13 protein-coding genes are annotated in these 16765 nt (G+C 59.4%); 6 read left to right on the top strand and 7 right to left on the bottom strand.

Annotated features, from left to right (window positions below; all coding sequences use genetic code 11):
* Positions 1-63 precede the first annotated feature (63 nt).
* Together CBB62_06055 and CBB62_06060 are read right to left on the bottom strand one after the other, a co-directional pair.
* Positions 64-3255, bottom strand: coding sequence for an acriflavin resistance protein (locus tag CBB62_06055; protein OUT41871.1), 3192 nt, complete (start codon positions 3253-3255; stop codon positions 64-66).
* 12 nt (positions 3256-3267) lie between these two features.
* Complete coding sequence (locus tag CBB62_06060; GenBank protein OUT41872.1) at positions 3268-4602, bottom strand: hypothetical protein; 1335 nt, start codon at positions 4600-4602, stop codon at positions 3268-3270.
* Between CBB62_06060 and CBB62_06065 the strand changes: the two genes are divergently transcribed.
* The 5 genes from CBB62_06065 to CBB62_06085 all read left to right on the top strand — a co-directional run bounded on the left by CBB62_06065 (position 4532) and on the right by CBB62_06085 (position 10354).
* Positions 4532-5467, top strand: coding sequence for an acetoin utilization protein (locus CBB62_06065; protein OUT41873.1), 936 nt, complete (start codon positions 4532-4534; stop codon positions 5465-5467). The two genes, CBB62_06060 and CBB62_06065, sit on opposite strands and share 71 nt — an antisense overlap.
* Before the next feature lie 366 nt (positions 5468-5833).
* Positions 5834-7186 (top strand): hypothetical protein, encoded by a 1353-nt coding sequence (locus tag CBB62_06070; GenBank protein ID OUT41874.1) that lies wholly within the window; start codon positions 5834-5836, stop codon positions 7184-7186.
* A gap of 157 nt (positions 7187-7343) precedes the next feature.
* A complete protein-coding gene (locus tag CBB62_06075) occupies positions 7344-7607 on the top strand; it encodes an exodeoxyribonuclease VII small subunit (protein OUT41875.1) in 264 nt (87 codons plus the stop codon).
* A gap of 52 nt (positions 7608-7659) precedes the next feature.
* Positions 7660-9597, top strand: coding sequence for a 1-deoxy-D-xylulose-5-phosphate synthase (locus CBB62_06080; GenBank protein OUT41876.1), 1938 nt, complete (start codon positions 7660-7662; stop codon positions 9595-9597).
* Positions 9578-10354, top strand: coding sequence for a TlyA family rRNA (cytidine-2'-O)-methyltransferase (locus tag CBB62_06085; protein ID OUT41877.1), 777 nt, complete (start codon positions 9578-9580; stop codon positions 10352-10354). The genes CBB62_06080 and CBB62_06085 overlap by 20 nt, the downstream gene beginning before the upstream one ends.
* Here the strand turns inward: CBB62_06085 and CBB62_06090 are convergent, their stop codons facing one another.
* Both CBB62_06090 and CBB62_06095 read right to left on the bottom strand, forming a co-directional pair.
* Positions 10355-12259 (bottom strand): signal peptide peptidase SppA, encoded by a 1905-nt coding sequence (locus CBB62_06090; GenBank protein ID OUT41878.1) that lies wholly within the window; start codon positions 12257-12259, stop codon positions 10355-10357. It lies immediately after the preceding gene.
* A 49-nt stretch (positions 12260-12308) separates the two neighbouring features.
* Positions 12309-12908 (bottom strand): alkylhydroperoxidase, encoded by a 600-nt coding sequence (locus CBB62_06095; GenBank protein ID OUT41879.1) that lies wholly within the window; start codon positions 12906-12908, stop codon positions 12309-12311.
* A gap of 126 nt (positions 12909-13034) precedes the next feature.
* Between CBB62_06095 and CBB62_06100 the strand changes: the two genes are divergently transcribed.
* On the top strand, positions 13035-13796 hold the full coding sequence (locus CBB62_06100; protein OUT41880.1) for a hypothetical protein: 762 nt from the start codon (positions 13035-13037) through the stop codon (positions 13794-13796).
* Between the two features lie 39 nt (positions 13797-13835).
* Here the strand turns inward: CBB62_06100 and CBB62_06105 are convergent, their stop codons facing one another.
* The 3 genes from CBB62_06105 to CBB62_06115 all read right to left on the bottom strand — a co-directional run bounded on the left by CBB62_06105 (position 13836) and on the right by CBB62_06115 (position 16471).
* Complete coding sequence (locus CBB62_06105) at positions 13836-14966, bottom strand: chorismate synthase (protein OUT41881.1); 1131 nt, start codon at positions 14964-14966, stop codon at positions 13836-13838.
* A gap of 15 nt (positions 14967-14981) precedes the next feature.
* Entirely contained in the window at positions 14982-15821 is an 840-nt protein-coding gene (locus CBB62_06110; protein ID OUT41882.1) for an enoyl-[acyl-carrier-protein] reductase, read from the bottom strand.
* A 113-nt stretch (positions 15822-15934) separates the two neighbouring features.
* Complete coding sequence (locus CBB62_06115; protein ID OUT41883.1) at positions 15935-16471, bottom strand: hypothetical protein; 537 nt, start codon at positions 16469-16471, stop codon at positions 15935-15937.
* Positions 16472-16765 lie beyond the last annotated feature (294 nt).

Below are 16765 nucleotides of genomic sequence, written 5' to 3' on the forward strand. Positions count from 1 at the left end.
GATTTTCCGGTGGTCAAGCGTGTGTTGTGAAGTTTTTATGCAGCCTGTGGTTGTGGGCTGCTGCTATTCACCCGCGACCGATAGCACCTGACTTTCCGTTGCTGTTTCCCTCGGTTTCTCAAGCATCGGGGCAAAGACGCCGAGCAGCGGCGGGATAATGGCAAGCGTCAATACCGCTGACAGGGACAGGCCGCCGAGAACCACCGAGCCGAGACCGCGATAGAGCTCGGAGCCGGCGCCGGGATAGGCCACCAGCGGCAGCATGCCAAAGATACTGGTCAGGGAGGACATGAAGATCGGGCGGATACGGTTGCGGGTGGCTTCCACAATCGCATCGGGTATCGGCATGTTATCAACCCGGTGATGGCTGATGGTCTGGTCAACCAGCAGGATCGAGTTGTTGACCACGATGCCGATCAGAATGACAAAGCCGAGCATGGTCAGCATATCAAGCTGCTGGAGCGTAAACAGGTTAAGTACGGCAAGGCCGCCAACCCCGCCAGCGGTTGCCAGCGGAACCGAGAACATGATGACCAGCGGATAGCCGAAACTCTCGAACAGCACGGCCATGACCAGATAGACGATGATCAGCGCCAGCAGCAGGTCGAGAACGATCTCGTTCCAGGTTTCTGTGAGCTTATCGGCCGTACCCGACAGACGCATGGTGACCCCCGGCGGCAGGCCCTGAGCAGTCATGGCGTCAATCACATCTTCCTGCAGCAGGTCCATGGCCGCTTCCAGAGGCAGTTGCGCGCTCGGACGGATTTCAAGGGTGACGGTACGCAGGCGCTCCCGGTGCCTGATTTCGGTCGGTCCGGCGGTGATTGTGACATCGGCGAGGCTGGCGGCAGGCACAATCACGCCGCCACCGGTAACCACCGGGATGTTGCCGATACCCTGGGTTTCTGTCGCATAATCGCTGATACCCTTGAGCGTCAGGTCGAGGCGCTTGTTGCCGATGGTAATCTCGGCAATCCGCAGCCCGTCATTGAAGGCATCAATGGTGGAGCCGAAATCACGGGTATTCAGGCCATTATCCGCCAGCCTGATCTGGTCCGGAATCAACCGGACTTCCGGTGCACCCAGTTCGAGACCGGGACGCGGGCGCAGCTGGTTGCCTTCTTCGCGCGGCATCAGGCGTGTGACCTCATTGGCGGCATTCTGGGCAACCCGCAGGATATCGCCGAGATCGGGGCCGGCAATGTCCAGATCAATCGACCGGCCACCACCGATGCCGCGCCCGAACAGCGAGGGCTGGGTGATAAAGCCATAAGTGCCGGGTTCTTCAAAAATCGGGGCGCTGACGGTCGGGATCAGATCCCTGACACGTCCGGCATCCTGCTCGACGGCTGAGCTGCCGAAGAACAGCTGGGTCCGGGTCGCGACGAAGAAGAAATGCTCCATCTTCGGTGGCTCGCCCGGTGCTGATTCCGGACCGGTTTCCTTCGCCCACAGGCCGCGCGTGGCCGCTTCTACCTGCTCGGCAATACCGTTTGAGGTGGTGAGGTTATAGCCCGGCGGTGGCATGGCGACGCCGAAGATCATGTTGCGGTTGCCTTCCGGCAGGTATTCCAGCTTGGGTAAAAACAGGAAGGTTGCGGCAGCTGTAACCACGGTCATCAGCGCGACAATGCCGAGGCCCAGCTTCGGCGAGGCAACCACCCGTTTGGCATAACCGACCACCATGCTTGAAAACCGGTTGCCGAAATCATCGATCACCGGCAGGCGCATATGGGATTCGGTTGAGGCAACAGTGGTTAGGAGTTTTGCACCCAGTGCCGGGATCACGGTGACAGCAACCAGCAGTGACAGCACAACGGAGACGGAGATCGCCACGGCAATGTCGCGGAACAGCTGGCCGATCTCCAGATCCATGACCAGTATCGGGATGAACACCATCACCGTGGTCAGGGATGAGACGAGGACGGCACCCCAGACCTGCGATGCACCATTATAGGCGGCATCCTTGGCCGATTGGCCGTTCTGACGCAGCCGGAAGATATTCTCCAGCACCACAATCGCAGCATCGACCACCATCCCGACAGCGAAGGCGAGCCCGGCGAGGGAGATCACGTTGATCGACCGGCCAAGCGCTGCCATCGCCACGAAGGAGCCGACAACCGATACCGGAATGGCGATACTGACGATCAAAGTGGGCCGCCATGACCGCAGGAACAGCAACAGGATGGCCGCAGCCAGCAGGCCGCCGAAGACGATGTTCTGCTGCACCAGTTCGATGGCCGAGTTGATATAGACGGTCTCGTCATAGACCTGGGTTATGGTCAGGCCTTCGCGGGCAACGGCTCCATCGTTCAACTCATCAATCGCCTCGGCGATACCGGCCATGGTCTTGATGACATTGGCCCCGGTTTCACGCACCACATTGAAGGCAATCGAAGGCTCGCCCAGCTGTCTGATCCGGGCGGTGTAATCCTTGTAACCGAACTCGACATTGGCGATGTCGCCGACCGTCACCCGGGCAACCCGTCCGGTGACGCTGTCGGTCTGTGAGCGCAGAACCACGGCGCGGACCTGTTCCGGGCTTTCAAGATCGCCCTCGGTCCGTACCACATAGCGCCGCTTGCCCTCATCGATATCGCCGGCCGAGATCGAGGCATTGGCCGATCGCAGTGCGGTTACCATGTCCGTGATGGTAATACCGTATTGCGCCATTGCCTCGGGGCTGACCCGGACCTGCAATTCGCGCTCCACTCCGCCGCGGATATTGACTCGCGAGACGCCGGGCACACGCTCGAGCCGGTCCTGAATCACATCCTCGACAAACTCCAGATAGGAGCTGATGTCGCGGGTGTTGTCCTGTGTGGTGCGCAGGTGGAACCACGCGATCGGATTGTCCTCGGATGAGGCGGTGTCGAGCACCGGCTCATCAGCCTCATCGGGATAGCCGTCAACCCGGTCGAGACGGTTGGCAACCAGCAGCAGCGCCCGGTCCATATCGGTGCCGGGGGCAAATTCGAGGGTGATCTCGCCCTCGTCATTGCGGGCCCGGCTGTCCATTTTGGTGAGGCCGGTCAGACCCTTCAGCTCTTCTTCCTGCCGGTTGAGTATCTCCCGCTCGACCTCGACCGGTGCTGCGCCGGTCCAGCGGGTTTCGATATTGATCACCGGCCGGTTCACATCAGGGGCGAGTTGGATCGGGATGCTCTGCAGCGCCACGAAACCGAACATCACAACCATGGCGACAACGGCCAGTACTGCCGTTGGTCGTTCAATCGCACTGCGGATCAGGTTCATGCCGGGTATTCCTTATCCCTGATCGGGAAGGCTCAGCCGCTGGCCGGGCTGCAGGCGCTCATTGCCGCGTACCACGACCCTGTCGCCGACTGCCAGCCCGCTGCGGACCACGAAGCGATTGCCGATGGAATCGCCGATCACAACTTCGCGGAGTGCAGCCTGATAGCCGCCATCATCGGTCGGGATGACGATAAAGGCAGTGGCCCCGTTGGGTTGCTTGATGATGCCGTCCTTGTGCACCGTGATCGCCACGCCGTCGGCATTCAGCGGAATATCAATGGCAGCAGAGGCATTGACCGCGAGCTGTTCAACCGGTGGTCCGGCGACGATGGCAAACCTCACGGCGCGGGTTCGGGTCAGGGGGTTTTCTTGTGGGATTACCGCCCGCACGCTGAGGGTGCCGGTCTCGCCATTGTCGAACCGTGCGGTAACCTCAGCCCCGGTTTTAAGGCCACCGAGACGGTCATAGGGCACATCGGCCTCAAGTTCGAGCCGGTCGAGATTGAGCATGGAGACAATAGGCATGCCGGAGGTGACATAGGAGCCGGGCTCGGCCTGTCGCTGGGTGATGACGCCGTCATATGGTGCCCGAACGCTCGACCGGTCCAGATCGAGCCGTGCCAGTTCCAGATTGGCCTCGGCACGCTGAAGCCGTGCAGCAGCAGCGGTAATCTCACTTTGGGTTCGCAGCACTTCTGTCTGTGCGTCCTCATACCGTGCCTGTGAGAAGGCAGCGGAATTGCGGAGGCCGGTCAGACGGGCAAAGGCGAGGTCGGCCTGTTGCTTCTCCGCCCGTGCGGTGGCGAGATCGGCAGCGGCTGTTGCCACCTCGGCCTCGGCTAACTCGACGGTAAAGCGCAGGCGATCCTGATCCAGCGTCGCCAGTATGTCGCCCTTATGAACGATGTCGCCGACCTGCGCCTTGACCTCATCCACCGGGCCGTTGATCTGGGCGGCAATCACCCCGCCGGTGCTGGTCACGATCCGGGCAACAGCGGGAACCGTTGCGTCCATGGGTTGCTCGATGACCGGGTCTACCCGTACTGTGGCTGCCGGTAGCGCATTATCCTGCGCCAGTACCGGCAAGGGTGCCGCCAGCAGCAAGGCGGCCATGATGGCTGCACTCACCCGGATGGACGGAAAGCGGACAGGTCGGGTCATAGGCGCGGTGCCACTCTCGATGTTTGAAACACTGATCAGCTTTAAACTTGGGCCAACATCAGCTAGAGGCATAGGATAAGTCCTGCTTGGTTTCTGTCCAGTGGTGAGTTTCACAATGTCGTTATCCATCTTCACCCATGATTCCGGGCTGACCCACGATACCGGGCCAGGCCACCCCGAACGCATCGACCGTCTGGTCAGTGTTCTGGCGGCACTCGAGGAAGAACCGTTCAATGCCTGTCCCCGCGGTCCGGTTCCGAAGGCGTCTCGGGAACAGCTCGAACGGGTGCATGAGCCAGTCTATGTCGAGGGTGTTCTGGCTTCGATTCCCGAGAAGGGGCTACGCCGTCTTGATGGCGATACGGTTATCTCCCCCGGTTCCGGTGATGCCGCCCTCTATGCCGCCGGTGCCGCGATTGCGGCTGTGGAGCATGTGCTGACGGCCCCTGAGGGTGAGGCTGCGCGCCGTGCCTTTGTAGCGACCCGTCCACCCGGACACCATGCCGAGCCGGGGCAGGCGATGGGATTCTGTCTGTTCAATAATGTGGCGATTGCGGCGGCCCATGCCATTGCCGAATACGGCTTGTCTCGTGTGGCGATCGTTGATTTTGACGTACACCATGGCAATGGCACCCAGACGGTTGCCAATAACCGTGCCGATATTTTCTACGCCTCCCTGCATCAGTATCCGCTGTTTCCGGGCACCGGGCTGCCGCAGGAGACCGGCATGGACCGCAATGTGCTCAATATCCTGATGCGCGAAAGCTCGACCGGGGCCGAATATCGGCGCGCATTTGATGAGACCCTGCTCCCGGCACTTGAGGAGTACCTGCCTGAATTACTTATCATTTCTGCCGGTTTCGATGCCCATGAGCGCGATCCGCTCGCCGGGATCATGCTGACCGATGAGGATTTCGGCTGGATGACTCGCCGTCTGCGTGAGGTGGCGGAAGCCCATGCCAAGGGGCGGCTCGTCTCGGTGCTGGAAGGGGGCTATGACCTGCATGCACTGGCATCGGGTGTGCGGGCGCATCTTTCAGAGCTTATTTGACAGGTTTTTATTTAGAAACAATGTTGTTTTTCAAAGGCTTGGTGTTTTTGTGCCCAGCCAGAAAAATTTATTTGTGCACCGCTTTCTTATGCCGTTGGTAGTGTTAAGAACATGGGTAACGCAATTTAGGGTTGCTCAAAAGGGCATTTGCTTCCTATCGTCCTTGAGTACGTAAAATGTACTTAAAAGTTTAACAATCCTGACGGGGGGTCAGGGCCTGACAAACTTTCTTTTCCTGTGCTAAGCTATGCAGCATAGGTGGGATAAGGGGATTAAATTATGAGTCCAAAGCCAGAAACGTCTGAAGTGGAGTCTGCTGCTGGGACACCAGCAACGCCGACCGGTATTGATCCGGAAGCGCAGCGGATGCACGATGAAGCCGAGGCCAAAGCCGTTCAGCAAACCGAAGAAGAGCTGAGTGAGGTTTTGGAGGCTCAACAGGAAGCGGGCATAAAGCACGGTCCGAATTCATCTGTTGAAGGCGTTACATACGGCAAGGAGCCTGCCGGTGCAGAATATTCCAAAAAGGTAGATGAAGGCGTTGAGGCGGCCAGGAAGCGGCGCCCAAGTCTGGAACCTGCCAAGGATGATCAAACCTTGGCTGCCCAATTATACCGCGGCACTATTCCGAAAAACGGTGCTCATGGCATGAAACTGAGCGCTGAAGATGAGAAGCAGCTCAGAAATGTTGATGTGAAGGGCAATACGACCTCTGTCACATTCAACACCGGTCTGCAGGTCAATCTCTCGCCAAAGATTAAAGAAGCTTCCGGTTTTGCCAGTGATGCTGACCGCAAGCGCGCTGCGCGGATGATCGTTGATCAATCAATGCGCGAGGGCAATAAACGGAAAGTTTTCATCCACTCATATGACCTTCAGGGTGGCCCGTTCCAGTTCAAGCAAAGGGGCGACCGACGGTTTGCCATGGAGCTTTACAAGGAAGCAAAGCGTCAGGGTGCAAAGGTCAGTGTGCGCAACATGAGCGCTCTGGACACCATTCGTGCCCGCATGCAGCTGCGCGAAGAGAAGAAAAACGGTGCCGGTTCCGAGCATGGTCCGGCCCAAGCATTTGAAGATCCAAAACAGCCAGCCAATGATGACATCAAGATGGACCCCGATGACAAGCGGGTTTCTGGCCTGAATGGCAAGATGTCACAAAGCCCCGATCCTGCCGTTGAGGCGATCAAGGCGAATACCGAACAGCTCAAGGCCCTCAAGGATCTGCTCAATGGCGGTGGCCGGTCGGTCAATGGCAACAACAATGTTGCGGCAACCGGTGACGGTGCCAATGCCATCAAGGGTGACAACAACCATATCGGTGATCGTCACAACCACTTCCATGGCGATGTCCATGTTCATGTGGATGCCAGAAGCCTCGGTGGCCTGGGTGGTCTCAGCGGCCTCGGTGGCGGTATGCCCGGTGGTCACGACTCCGGTGGCGGTGCAGACTTTGTTTCCGGTGTTGCCGAGAAAATGCACGGTCGTCGCCACGATGCGATGGTTGCCGGCTTTATTGAAGGCAAAGAGGTCAAACGCATCGGCCATGATTCAGGCCCACGTCGGATCGAAGGACCGGATACGCCACGTCTTACCGGACCTGATGATGGCGGCAGCTCAGGACAAAAGGCCCTGCCAAGTGCCGAACGCAAGGCTCTTCCGGCTCCGCCGAAGGCACTGCCTGCGCCACCGAAAGCATTGCCACCACCAAAGGGCATGTAATCCGGACGGATCACACAAGAGATTATCGAACAGGGCGCTTTCTGATCGGAAAGCGCCTTTTTCGTGGTTGTTTGGTGGTCGAGGCAAGCTGCTGATTGACAGAAATACCAAGCCTCTTTAGGGGTGTAAGGCAGGTTGTCAGACAAGGTTATTGATCATGGCCCAGCAATCGGCTGAAAATACGGCTGGAAATATTGAAGCACTGAGCTTTGAGGCCGCTTTGGCGGAACTCGAAGGCATCGTGCGCGGCCTTGAATCCGGTTCGGCAAAGCTGGATGAGGCCGTTGCCTCCTATGAGCGCGGGGCCGCCTTGAAAAAACATTGTGAACAGAAGCTGCAGCAGGCCCAGGCCAAGATCGAGCGCCTGAATATCAGCGCCGACGGCCAGATTGCCGGAAGCTCACCGCTGGATGCGGAGTGACGGCAAGCACCGTCCGATCAGGCAGCATACCAATTCAACATCAGGACCAGCCATGACCAGCACTATTTCCAATGTCACGCCATTGCTTGATCGTGTCACCGTGCCTGCGGATATCAAGCAATTCAGTGATGACGAGCTGGCCCAGCTGGCAGAAGAAGTGCGCACGGAAATGGTTGATGCTGTTTCCACTACCGGCGGCCATCTGGGGGCCGGGCTGGGTGTCGTCGAACTGACCACCGCCATCCATGCCGTGTTCGACACGCCCCGTGATCGCCTGATCTGGGATGTCGGCCATCAATGCTATCCGCACAAGATCCTGACCGGTCGCCGTGATCGTATCCGCACCATTCGCCAAGGGGGCGGGTTGAGCGGTTTCACCAAACGGTCGGAGAGCGAGTACGACCCGTTCGGTGCGGCACACAGCTCCACCTCGATATCTGCCGGTCTCGGCATGGCCGTGGCCCGCGATCTCGATGGCGGCAAGAACAATGTTATCTGCGTGATCGGTGATGGCGCGATGAGTGCCGGTATGGCCTATGAGGCGATGAACAATGCCGGTGCCATGCGCAGCCGTCTGATCGTCATCCTCAACGACAATGATATGTCGATCGCGCCGCCGGTCGGTGCCATGAGTGCCTATCTGTCGCGCCTGATTTCATCCAAGCCATATCGTAATCTGCGCAAGAACGTGCTCGATCTGGCAGCACGCTTCCCGCGTCCAATCAAGAACGCCACCAAACGGGCTGAGGAATATGCCCGTGGTCTGGTCACCGGCGGTACCCTGTTTGAAGAGATGGGGTTCTTCTATGTCGGGCCGATTGACGGTCACAACATGGAACACCTGCTGCCGGTGCTGCGCAATGTCCGCGACGATCAGGGCGAGGGACCGATCCTTGTCCATGTGGTGACCCAGAAGGGCAAGGGCTATGCGCCGGCCGAGGCGTCCGCCGACAAGATGCACGGCGTGTCCAAATTCGATGTTGTGACCGGTGCACAGGCAAAGTCAAAACCGGCGGCACCTGCCTATACCAAGGTCTTCGCCCAGAGCCTGATCAAGGAAGCGAAAAAGGACGACAAGATCGTCACCGTGACCGCTGCCATGCCATCGGGCACTGGTCTCGACCTGTTCGGCAAGGAATTCCCGAACCGTACCTTCGATGTCGGGATCGCCGAACAGCATGGCGTCACCTTTGCTGCCGGTCTCGCAACCGAAGGTTACAAGCCGTTTGCCGCGATCTATTCCACCTTCCTGCAGCGTGGTTACGATCAGGTTGTGCATGACGTGGCGATCCAGAATCTGCCCGTGCGCTTTGCCATCGACCGCGCCGGGCTGGTCGGTGCCGATGGTCAGACCCATGCCGGTGCCTTCGATATTTCATATCTCGGCTGTCTGCCGAACTTCGTCCTGATGGCGGCAGCTGATGAGGTCGAGTTGCAGGATATGGTGACCACGGCGGTTGCCCTAGATGACCGCCCCTCTGCCTTCCGCTATCCGCGCGGTGAGTCTGTTGGTCTCGAGATGCCTGAGTTTGGTACCGCACTGGAAATCGGCAAGGGCCGGATTGTCCGTGAAGGTACCAAGGTCGCGCTGCTGTCCTATGGTGCCCGTCTGCAGGAATGCCTCAAGGCGGCGGATGAGCTTGATGCCCGTGGGTTGTCTACCACCGTTGCCGATGCCCGGTTCGCCAAGCCGCTGGATCACGATCTGATCCGCCGTCTGGCCAAGGAGCATGAGGTGCTGATTACCGTTGAGGAAGGCTCCATTGGTGGTTTCGGTGCCTTTACCCTGCAATTCATGGCCGGTGACGGGATTCTCGATGGCGGCATGATTGTCCGTACCATGACCCTGCCAGACATCTTCCAGGAGCATGACAAACCGGAACTGCAATATGAGGAAGCGGGGCTGAACGCACCGCAGATCGTTGCGACTGCCATGCGGGCACTGGGCATTGCCGATGCCACTGCCAAAGATGCCCACAAACGCGCCTGAAGCCGAGCTTAAGCAGGGGCGGCGGGTCCGGGCTGATCAGTATCTTGTTGATCTCGGCCATGCCCGCAGTCGCTCCCGCGCGCAGGCCATGGTCAAAGCGGGCATTGTCTTCGCCGATGATAAGCCGGTCACCAAACCCTCACAGATGATCGCCGCCGATACCGTGCTGGAGTTGCGCGGTGAGGACCACCCATGGGTTTCCAGAGGCGGGCTCAAGCTGGTCCACGCCATCACGCATTTCAACCTGAATCCTGAGGGCATTACGGCGATTGATGTGGGGGCGTCAACCGGTGGCTTTACCGATGTGCTGCTGCATCACGGTGCTGCGCGCGTCTATGCCGTCGATGTGGGACAGGACCAACTGGTCGACAAGCTGCGCGATGATCAGCGGGTGGTGGTGATGGAGCAGACCAATGCCCGGCACCTGACCCGTGAACAGATACCCGACCCCGTGGATTGGGTGGTGTGCGATGCCAGCTTTATCAGCCTCGAACTGGTGCTGCCGGCGGCCATGGCGCTCACCGGCGATAACGCCTTGCTCGTGGCGCTGATCAAACCGCAATTCGAGGTCGGTCGCGGTCAGCTCGGCAAGAAGGGGGTGGTGCGCGATACCGACAAGCAGCAGCAGGTCTGTGAGCGCATCGCGGCATGGCTCGCCGATCAGCCGGGCTGGCAGGTCGAGGGGATGACCCCGAGCCCGATTACCGGGCCCGAGGGCAATCGCGAGTTTCTGATCCTTGGCCGAAAGGTGCCGTAATCAGCGGGTGAGAATCTCCGGTGTCTGGTTCATGGACGGATCGCGTGCCAGTTCCAGAACATTGCGAATGCCAGTTTTCTCAGCCACCACCGAAAGCTCGCTCAGGATCTGCAGCCCCTCATAGATGCTGCCGATATTCTTCACCAGATCAATCACGGTTTCAAACCGGCTGGTCGGACGCGGATAGACCAGCAGCGTGGCATCGCCCTCATCGATACCGGCAGCAGAGGCTGCACGGGCGAAGGCTTTGTCGATACCACCCAGCTCATCGACCAGACCGACCTGATAGGCCTGACGACCGCTCCAGACCCGGCCCTTGGCCAGTTCGCGGGCTTCCTCGACGCTAAAACCACGGCTCTCGGCCACACGGGCGAGGAAGTCCTGATAGATCGCATCCATGGAGCGGTTGATCGCAGCCCGACCGGCGGCATCGAACGGCTCGTTGGGTGAGATCATGTCGGCGTTTTCGCCGCGATAGATCTGGGCCCAGCTGACATCCCATTCCTGCCAGAAATCCTGCATGTTCGGCTTGCCCGCAACCACACCGATGGAACCGGTAAGGGTGCCCGGTTGCGCGATGATGGCGTCACCACCACTGGCAATCCAGTAACCGCCGGACGCGGCGACACGGGCCATGGAGACAATCACCGGCTTGCCAGCCTCGCTCACCCGTTTCAGGGCACGGCGAACGAACTCCGAGGCGGCGGGGGAGCCACCGGGGCTGTCGAGACGGAACACAACCGCCTTGATCGCCGGATCGTCGATGATCTGTTCCATCACCTCATTGATATAGCTGGTGCGCATGTTGCCGCTGAACAGTGCGGCCTCACCATCCACGCCCTGCATGATCGGACCGGCGGCCTGTACCAGCGCGATGCCGTTCTCCTTGACCGAAGGTTGCTCGATCTGGGCGGCATAGCGGGCGAGGGAGACAATCTTCTCCGGTGCCTCGTCGAGGAATTCGTCACGATAGCCGATACGGTCGATCAACCCGGCTTCGAGTGCTTCCTGTGCTGTCAGCGGTGCGCGGTCGATCAGGCCCATAACGGTTTCGGCAGGCAGTCCGCGATCGGCGGCAATGTCGTCGACCAGTTGCTCATACATGTCGTTGATCAGCGCTTCCATTGCCTCGCGCTGTGCCGGTGGCATTGAGCTCTCGGTATATTGCGCCATGAGGGATTTATATTCCTCACGGGTAATCGCCTCGAACTTGACGTTGAAGCGGGCGAGCAGGTCGGCGGCGAAGGGCAGTTCGGTACCGATACCGGTCAGGGCAATGCTGCCAGCCGGTTGGATCCATATCTCGTCAAAGGCGCTGGCAAGGTAATACGGGCCGGTACCGCCGATAAAGTCGCCCATGGAGAAGCTGAACACATGGGCAAACTTGCCTGCCTCACGGAACCGGATGATCGCATCGCGCATCTCCTGGGCATGGGCGAGGCTCATATGCATGGGTTCAATGCGGAAGATCAGGCCCTTTACCCGGTCATCCTTCGCCGCTGCGTCGAGCGCCCGGACAAATTGCGGTACGGTCTGGTCCGAGGTCAGCAGGCTGGCAAAGCCGCCGCCGACATTGGTTTCCGCCGGTGACTTGTTAAGCGCATAGGACAGGGTTATTTCATTCGGCATTGTCGGCGCGACAGGGGTTTCGATGTCGCTCAGGCTGCTGAACAGGCTGAACAAGCCGGCAACGATAAACAGGCCCACGCCGGCAAACATGATGACGATAACGGTCAGCAAGCCCTTGGCCGCGCGCCAGAGCAGGTTGCCGCCCCCACCATTGCCACCGCTGCTGGCAGCACGGCTTTTCTTCGCTGATGCCGGGGTCTCCGGCCAGGCGGCGCGACGCTCGGCATCGCTCGGAGTGGCAGGATGCTGCGTACGGAAGGGATTGTTATCAGACATGGTCTATGGCCTTGGTGGGACGCGTAAGAGGGGGATAATCAAATCAGAATCAGGTGTCGGAAATCGCGGCGGCCTGACGGTTGAGGGTGTGATATTCGGGGTTTGGCATCATCTCGACGGCACTGGCAACACGGTTCGACATATTGAAAAAGCCGGTGACGTCAGCAATGTCAAAGATCTCTTCATCAACAAATCCGGCATCGCGCAAGGCCTGTCGGTCGGTTTCACCCATTTGTGACGGTTGCACGGTCAGCCGGTGGGCGAAATCAAGCATGGCGCGGTGGCGTGGGGACAACTCCGCCGTACGATAGTTCATGACGAGCATTTCACCTAGTTCCGGGTCGCCGGATAATTGTCGCACGGCGGCACCATGGGCAACAAGGCAGTAATAACAATGATTTGCCGAGGATACGACCACGGCGATCATTTCCCGCTCAAGCTTGCTTAACCGGCTTTCTCCCAGCATCAGCTCATTATAGTGGCGGGAGAAGGTCTGCAGCTTCCGTTCCCGCGCGCTGTAAGCCTGCAGGACATTGGGAACAAAGCCGAACTTTTCCTCGCAGATTTGAAACAGTTTCCGGTTGGCATCATCAAGCGTGCTCGGATCAGGGATAATATCGAGCGCCATGATCTGGTCTGGTTGCGGCATCTTCCGGGCTCCTCCTTGCGGTTCTTCTTGTTATGCATACTGTCCTGTGCTGCACTGCACCGACTGGACGGAATGGGTATGCCAACCGTAACCGCCTTCGGCATAAACGGACACTTGTAATTAACTATGGTTGAACAGAAATGGGACGCCGCAGCCTACGCGCGCAATGCACGATTTGTCTCCGATCTGGGGATCGCTGCACTGGACCTGCTGGCCGTAAAACCCGGTGAGACGATCATTGATCTCGGCTGTGGCGATGGCGCCCTGACCGAGAAGATACTCGATGCCGGTGCCACCGTGATCGGCATCGACGCCGATCAGGCCATGGTGGATGCCGCCGTTGATCGTGGCATTGATGCCCGCCTCGGCGATGCCACCGATTTTGAACTGCCGGAGATGGTGGATGCCGTCTTCTCCAATGCCGTGCTGCACTGGGTGCCAAAGGCAGATGATGCGATCCGTCAGGTGAAGGCACATCTGAAACCCGGCGGTCGTTTTGTTGGTGAGTTCGGCGGCCATGGCAATATCGCTGCCGTCTGTACCGCTCTCCGGGCTGTCGCGATCCAATGGGGGCTGGGGCCGGATTGCCTGCCCAACTGGTTCTTCCCGACCCGTGATCAGTATCATGACATGCTCGAAGATGCCGGGTTCATGGTGCGGGAAATCGCGATCTTTCCGCGCCTGACCCATGTTCCGGCGGGGATCGAGGCCTGGCTGGAGCTGATGACCGCCAAGACCATTGCCAAGCTGCCGGTGAATGAGCGCCCGCAATTCGTGAAAGAGGTCGCGGCCCTGCTGAAACCGGCGCTGCAGGCCTATAATGGCGAATGGCACATTGATTATGTGCGCATCCAGTTCGAGGCGATTATCCCCGACGATGATGATTAAGGCGATGATTAGGGGTCAGTAAGCGGCGACGCTTTCGGGTCAGCGCTGATCCCATGGGCGGGTGAAGGCATCGGGACCGCATTGGCCCAGATGGCGCAGCAACTGGTCGGCCAGCACAATCGCCATCATCGCTTCGGCCACCGGCACACCGCGAATACCGACGCAGGGGTCGTGGCGGCCCTTGGTGACAATGTCCGTGCTCTCACCGAACCGGTTGACGGTTGCCCGCGGGGTCAGGATTGAGCTGGTCGGCTTGATCGCTACGCGCACGACCACATCCTGACCGCTGGAGATACCGCCCAGAATGCCACCGGCATTGTTGCTGGCAAATTCGGGGCGACCCTTTTCATCAAGGAAGATTTCATCGGCATTCTGCACGCCATCCAGCGCGGCAGAAGCAAAACCGGCACCGATCTCGACGCCCTTGGCGGCATTGATCGACATCATGGCCGAGGCCAGTTCGGCATCGAGCTTGCCATAGATCGGCTGACCGAGACCGGCGGGCACATTCTCGGCCACGCATTCGATGATCGCACCAGCGGATAGACCATCCTTGCGGATACCGTCGAGGTAGTCGGCCCATGTGGCCGCAGCCTCGGCATCGGGGCCGAAGAACGGGTTCTGGTCAACCTGATCCCAGTCCCAGTTCTCACGGTTGATGCCGTGCGGGCCGATCTGGGTAACGGCAGCGCGGATACGGATCGGGGGCAGGTCTTTCAGGGCCGGGTGTTGGGTCAGCACCTGTCGCGCAACACCACCGGCGGCAACCCGCATGGCGGTTTCCCGTGCCGACGAACGCCCGCCGCCGCGATAGTCGCGGAAGCCGTATTTTGCCCAATAGGTGTAATCGGCATGGCCGGGGCGGAAACTGTTGGCGATCTCGCCGTAGTCCTTGGAGCGCTGATCGGTGTTTTCAATCAGCAGCCCGATCGGCGTGCCGGTGGTTCTGCCCTCGAAAACGCCGGACAGGATGCGCACTTCATCGGCTTCACGCCGCTGGGTGGTGAAGCGTGACTGGCCGGGCTTGCGACGATCCAGATCGGCTTGCAGGTCTGTTTCCGACAACGTCAGGCCGGGCGGGCAGCCGTCCACAACACAGCCGATGGCCGGACCATGGCTTTCCCCGAAGGTGGTAAAGCGAAACAGGGAACCAAAGCTGTTATCGGCCATCGTTGCGGCGTGTCCTTACTCGCTGCTGCCGAGGCTTTGCAGCAATTCACCACTTTCGCGTGCGCCATCGACCGAGGCCATGCCGACCACGTGATAACCGGCATCCACATGCAGGCATTCACCGGTGACACCGGAGCCGAGATCGCTCAGCAGATACAGGGTGGATTTGCCCACCTCTTCCTGACTGACATTGCGCTTCATCGGTGCGTTGTATTCGTTCCAACGCAAGATATAGCGGAAATCGCCGATACCGCTTGCCGCCAGGGTCTTGATCGGACCGGCAGAGACGGCGTTGACGCGGATATTCTGTTTGCCTAGGTCAACGGCGAGATATTTGACCGAGGCCTCAAGTGCCGCCTTGGCAACGCCCATGACGTTGTAATGGGGCATGACCTTCTCGGCACCGTAATAGGTGAGGGTAACGATGGAGCCGCCATCGCTCATCAGCGGTGCCGCGCGCTGGCAGACCGCTGTGAAGGAATAGCAGGAGATATCCATGGTCAGGCGGAAGTTTTCCGGCGTGGTGTCCAGATAGCGGCCATCCAACTCACGTTTGTCGGAAAAGGCGATGGCGTGGACGAGGAAGTCGATCTTGCCCCACTTCTTGCCCAACTCCTCGAATGCCTTGTCAAGGGAGGCGGCATCGGTGACGTCGCAATCAATCAGGGTATCGCAGTTGATGCGCTCGGCCAGCGGCTTGACACGCTTGGCAAAGGCTTCGCCCTGATAGGTCAGGGCAAGTTCCGCACCGGCGTTGTGCAGTGCCTCGGCGATGCCCCAGGCGATGGAACGGTCATTGGCAACGCCCATGATAACGCCGCGCTTGCCGGCCATCAGTTGCGAAGTATTGGTCATAACAGGTTTTCCCAGCGGCAATATTATTCACGCGGCAGCAACCAACTGCCGCGTTTTTTCAGTCTTGAATGGTCAGGCGCAAAAAGCCCATGCCGCAGGTGTTAGCAGGGTACTCAGTTTACCACAACCCAATCGCCGTTCGGCTGGCGACAAGACGTGCCATAAGCTTCCTCGACCTGACCACCGATATTGATAATCTGGTGATATTGGCGGCAGACGCTGCCGATTGTGGAAAGGCCCTGACGGATCGGGGTGATGGTGCCGGAGTTTCCGGATTGCGGATTCGCCCACTGGACCGTTTGGCCGAGGGCGGCTGCATGGGCGCGGAAGCCTGCTTCCTCGGCAAAAATCATGTCGGTGCGTGACAGCTGACGACCGGGCTGGCCGGGAATGGCCGCGCCAAGGATGGTGCCGTATTGCGGTTGGGCCGTCGGACCGTGGCCGGGGCCAAGGCTTGATGAAATCAGGCCGCCACGCACCGGTGTCACGCGGATCGCCGGGCTGTCATAGGTGTCGTAGAACACCGGAATATGTTCAGGGGTACAGGCGGTGATGCCGAGCGCCAGAAGGGCGCCTGCCATTACGGTGCTGAAGCTGGGGCGGTTTTTCATTCTCGTCTGCCTTCCCGGTGCCGTGGGCGTTTTCCGCATTGTGCGTCAGCCATCTCACAGCGATATTGATCTTTCTGTCAGACCGTGACTGCCGCCAATCCCGATCTGTCTCATATCCCGTACTTTCCCTGTGAAAGCCTGCACAGGCCAGTGCCGATGCGGTTCGGGTGTTTTTTTTCAAAACAGTGTGGATATCAGGGCACGAGGCCCGGTCAGTCGTGATCGGGGTGAAAACCGGATGGATAGGGATTGCAGCCAGGGGCAGGAGCGGGTACCTCACTGGCAGAGAGTTGAAAAAGGATGCTTGCGCGATGTCTGTTTTCACCACCGGCC

It is taken from the genome of Micavibrio sp. TMED2, assembly GCA_002168225.1.
In the GTDB taxonomy this organism is placed as follows: domain Bacteria; phylum Pseudomonadota; class Alphaproteobacteria; order TMED2; family TMED2; genus TMED2.

What these genes read in the sequence shown, in the direction of transcription:
- CBB62_06105 (OUT41881.1), bottom strand. Translation starts at nt 14,966, where the DNA reads ATGGCCGATAACAGCTTTGGTTCCCTGTTTCGCTTTACCACCTTCGGG.
- CBB62_06110 (OUT41882.1), bottom strand. Translation starts at nt 15,821, where the DNA reads ATGACCAATACTTCGCAACTGATGGCCGGCAAGCGCGGCGTTATCATG.
- CBB62_06060 (OUT41872.1), bottom strand. Translation starts at nt 4,602, where the DNA reads ATGCGTTCGGGGTGGCCTGGCCCGGTATCGTGGGTCAGCCCGGAATCA.
- CBB62_06080 (OUT41876.1), top strand. Translation starts at nt 7,660, where the DNA reads ATGACCAGCACTATTTCCAATGTCACGCCATTGCTTGATCGTGTCACC.
- CBB62_06070 (OUT41874.1), top strand. Translation starts at nt 5,834, where the DNA reads ATGCACGATGAAGCCGAGGCCAAAGCCGTTCAGCAAACCGAAGAAGAG.
- CBB62_06055 (OUT41871.1), bottom strand. Translation starts at nt 3,255, where the DNA reads ATGAACCTGATCCGCAGTGCGATTGAACGACCAACGGCAGTACTGGCC.
- CBB62_06075 (OUT41875.1), top strand. Translation starts at nt 7,344, where the DNA reads ATGGCCCAGCAATCGGCTGAAAATACGGCTGGAAATATTGAAGCACTG.
- CBB62_06090 (OUT41878.1), bottom strand. Translation starts at nt 12,259, where the DNA reads ATGTCTGATAACAATCCCTTCCGTACGCAGCATCCTGCCACTCCGAGC.
- CBB62_06085 (OUT41877.1), top strand. Translation starts at nt 9,578, where the DNA reads ATGCCCACAAACGCGCCTGAAGCCGAGCTTAAGCAGGGGCGGCGGGTC.
- CBB62_06065 (OUT41873.1), top strand. Translation starts at nt 4,532, where the DNA reads ATGTCGTTATCCATCTTCACCCATGATTCCGGGCTGACCCACGATACC.
- CBB62_06115 (OUT41883.1), bottom strand. Translation starts at nt 16,471, where the DNA reads ATGCGGAAAACGCCCACGGCACCGGGAAGGCAGACGAGAATGAAAAAC.
- CBB62_06100 (OUT41880.1), top strand. Translation starts at nt 13,035, where the DNA reads ATGGTTGAACAGAAATGGGACGCCGCAGCCTACGCGCGCAATGCACGA.
- CBB62_06095 (OUT41879.1), bottom strand. Translation starts at nt 12,908, where the DNA reads ATGCCGCAACCAGACCAGATCATGGCGCTCGATATTATCCCTGATCCG.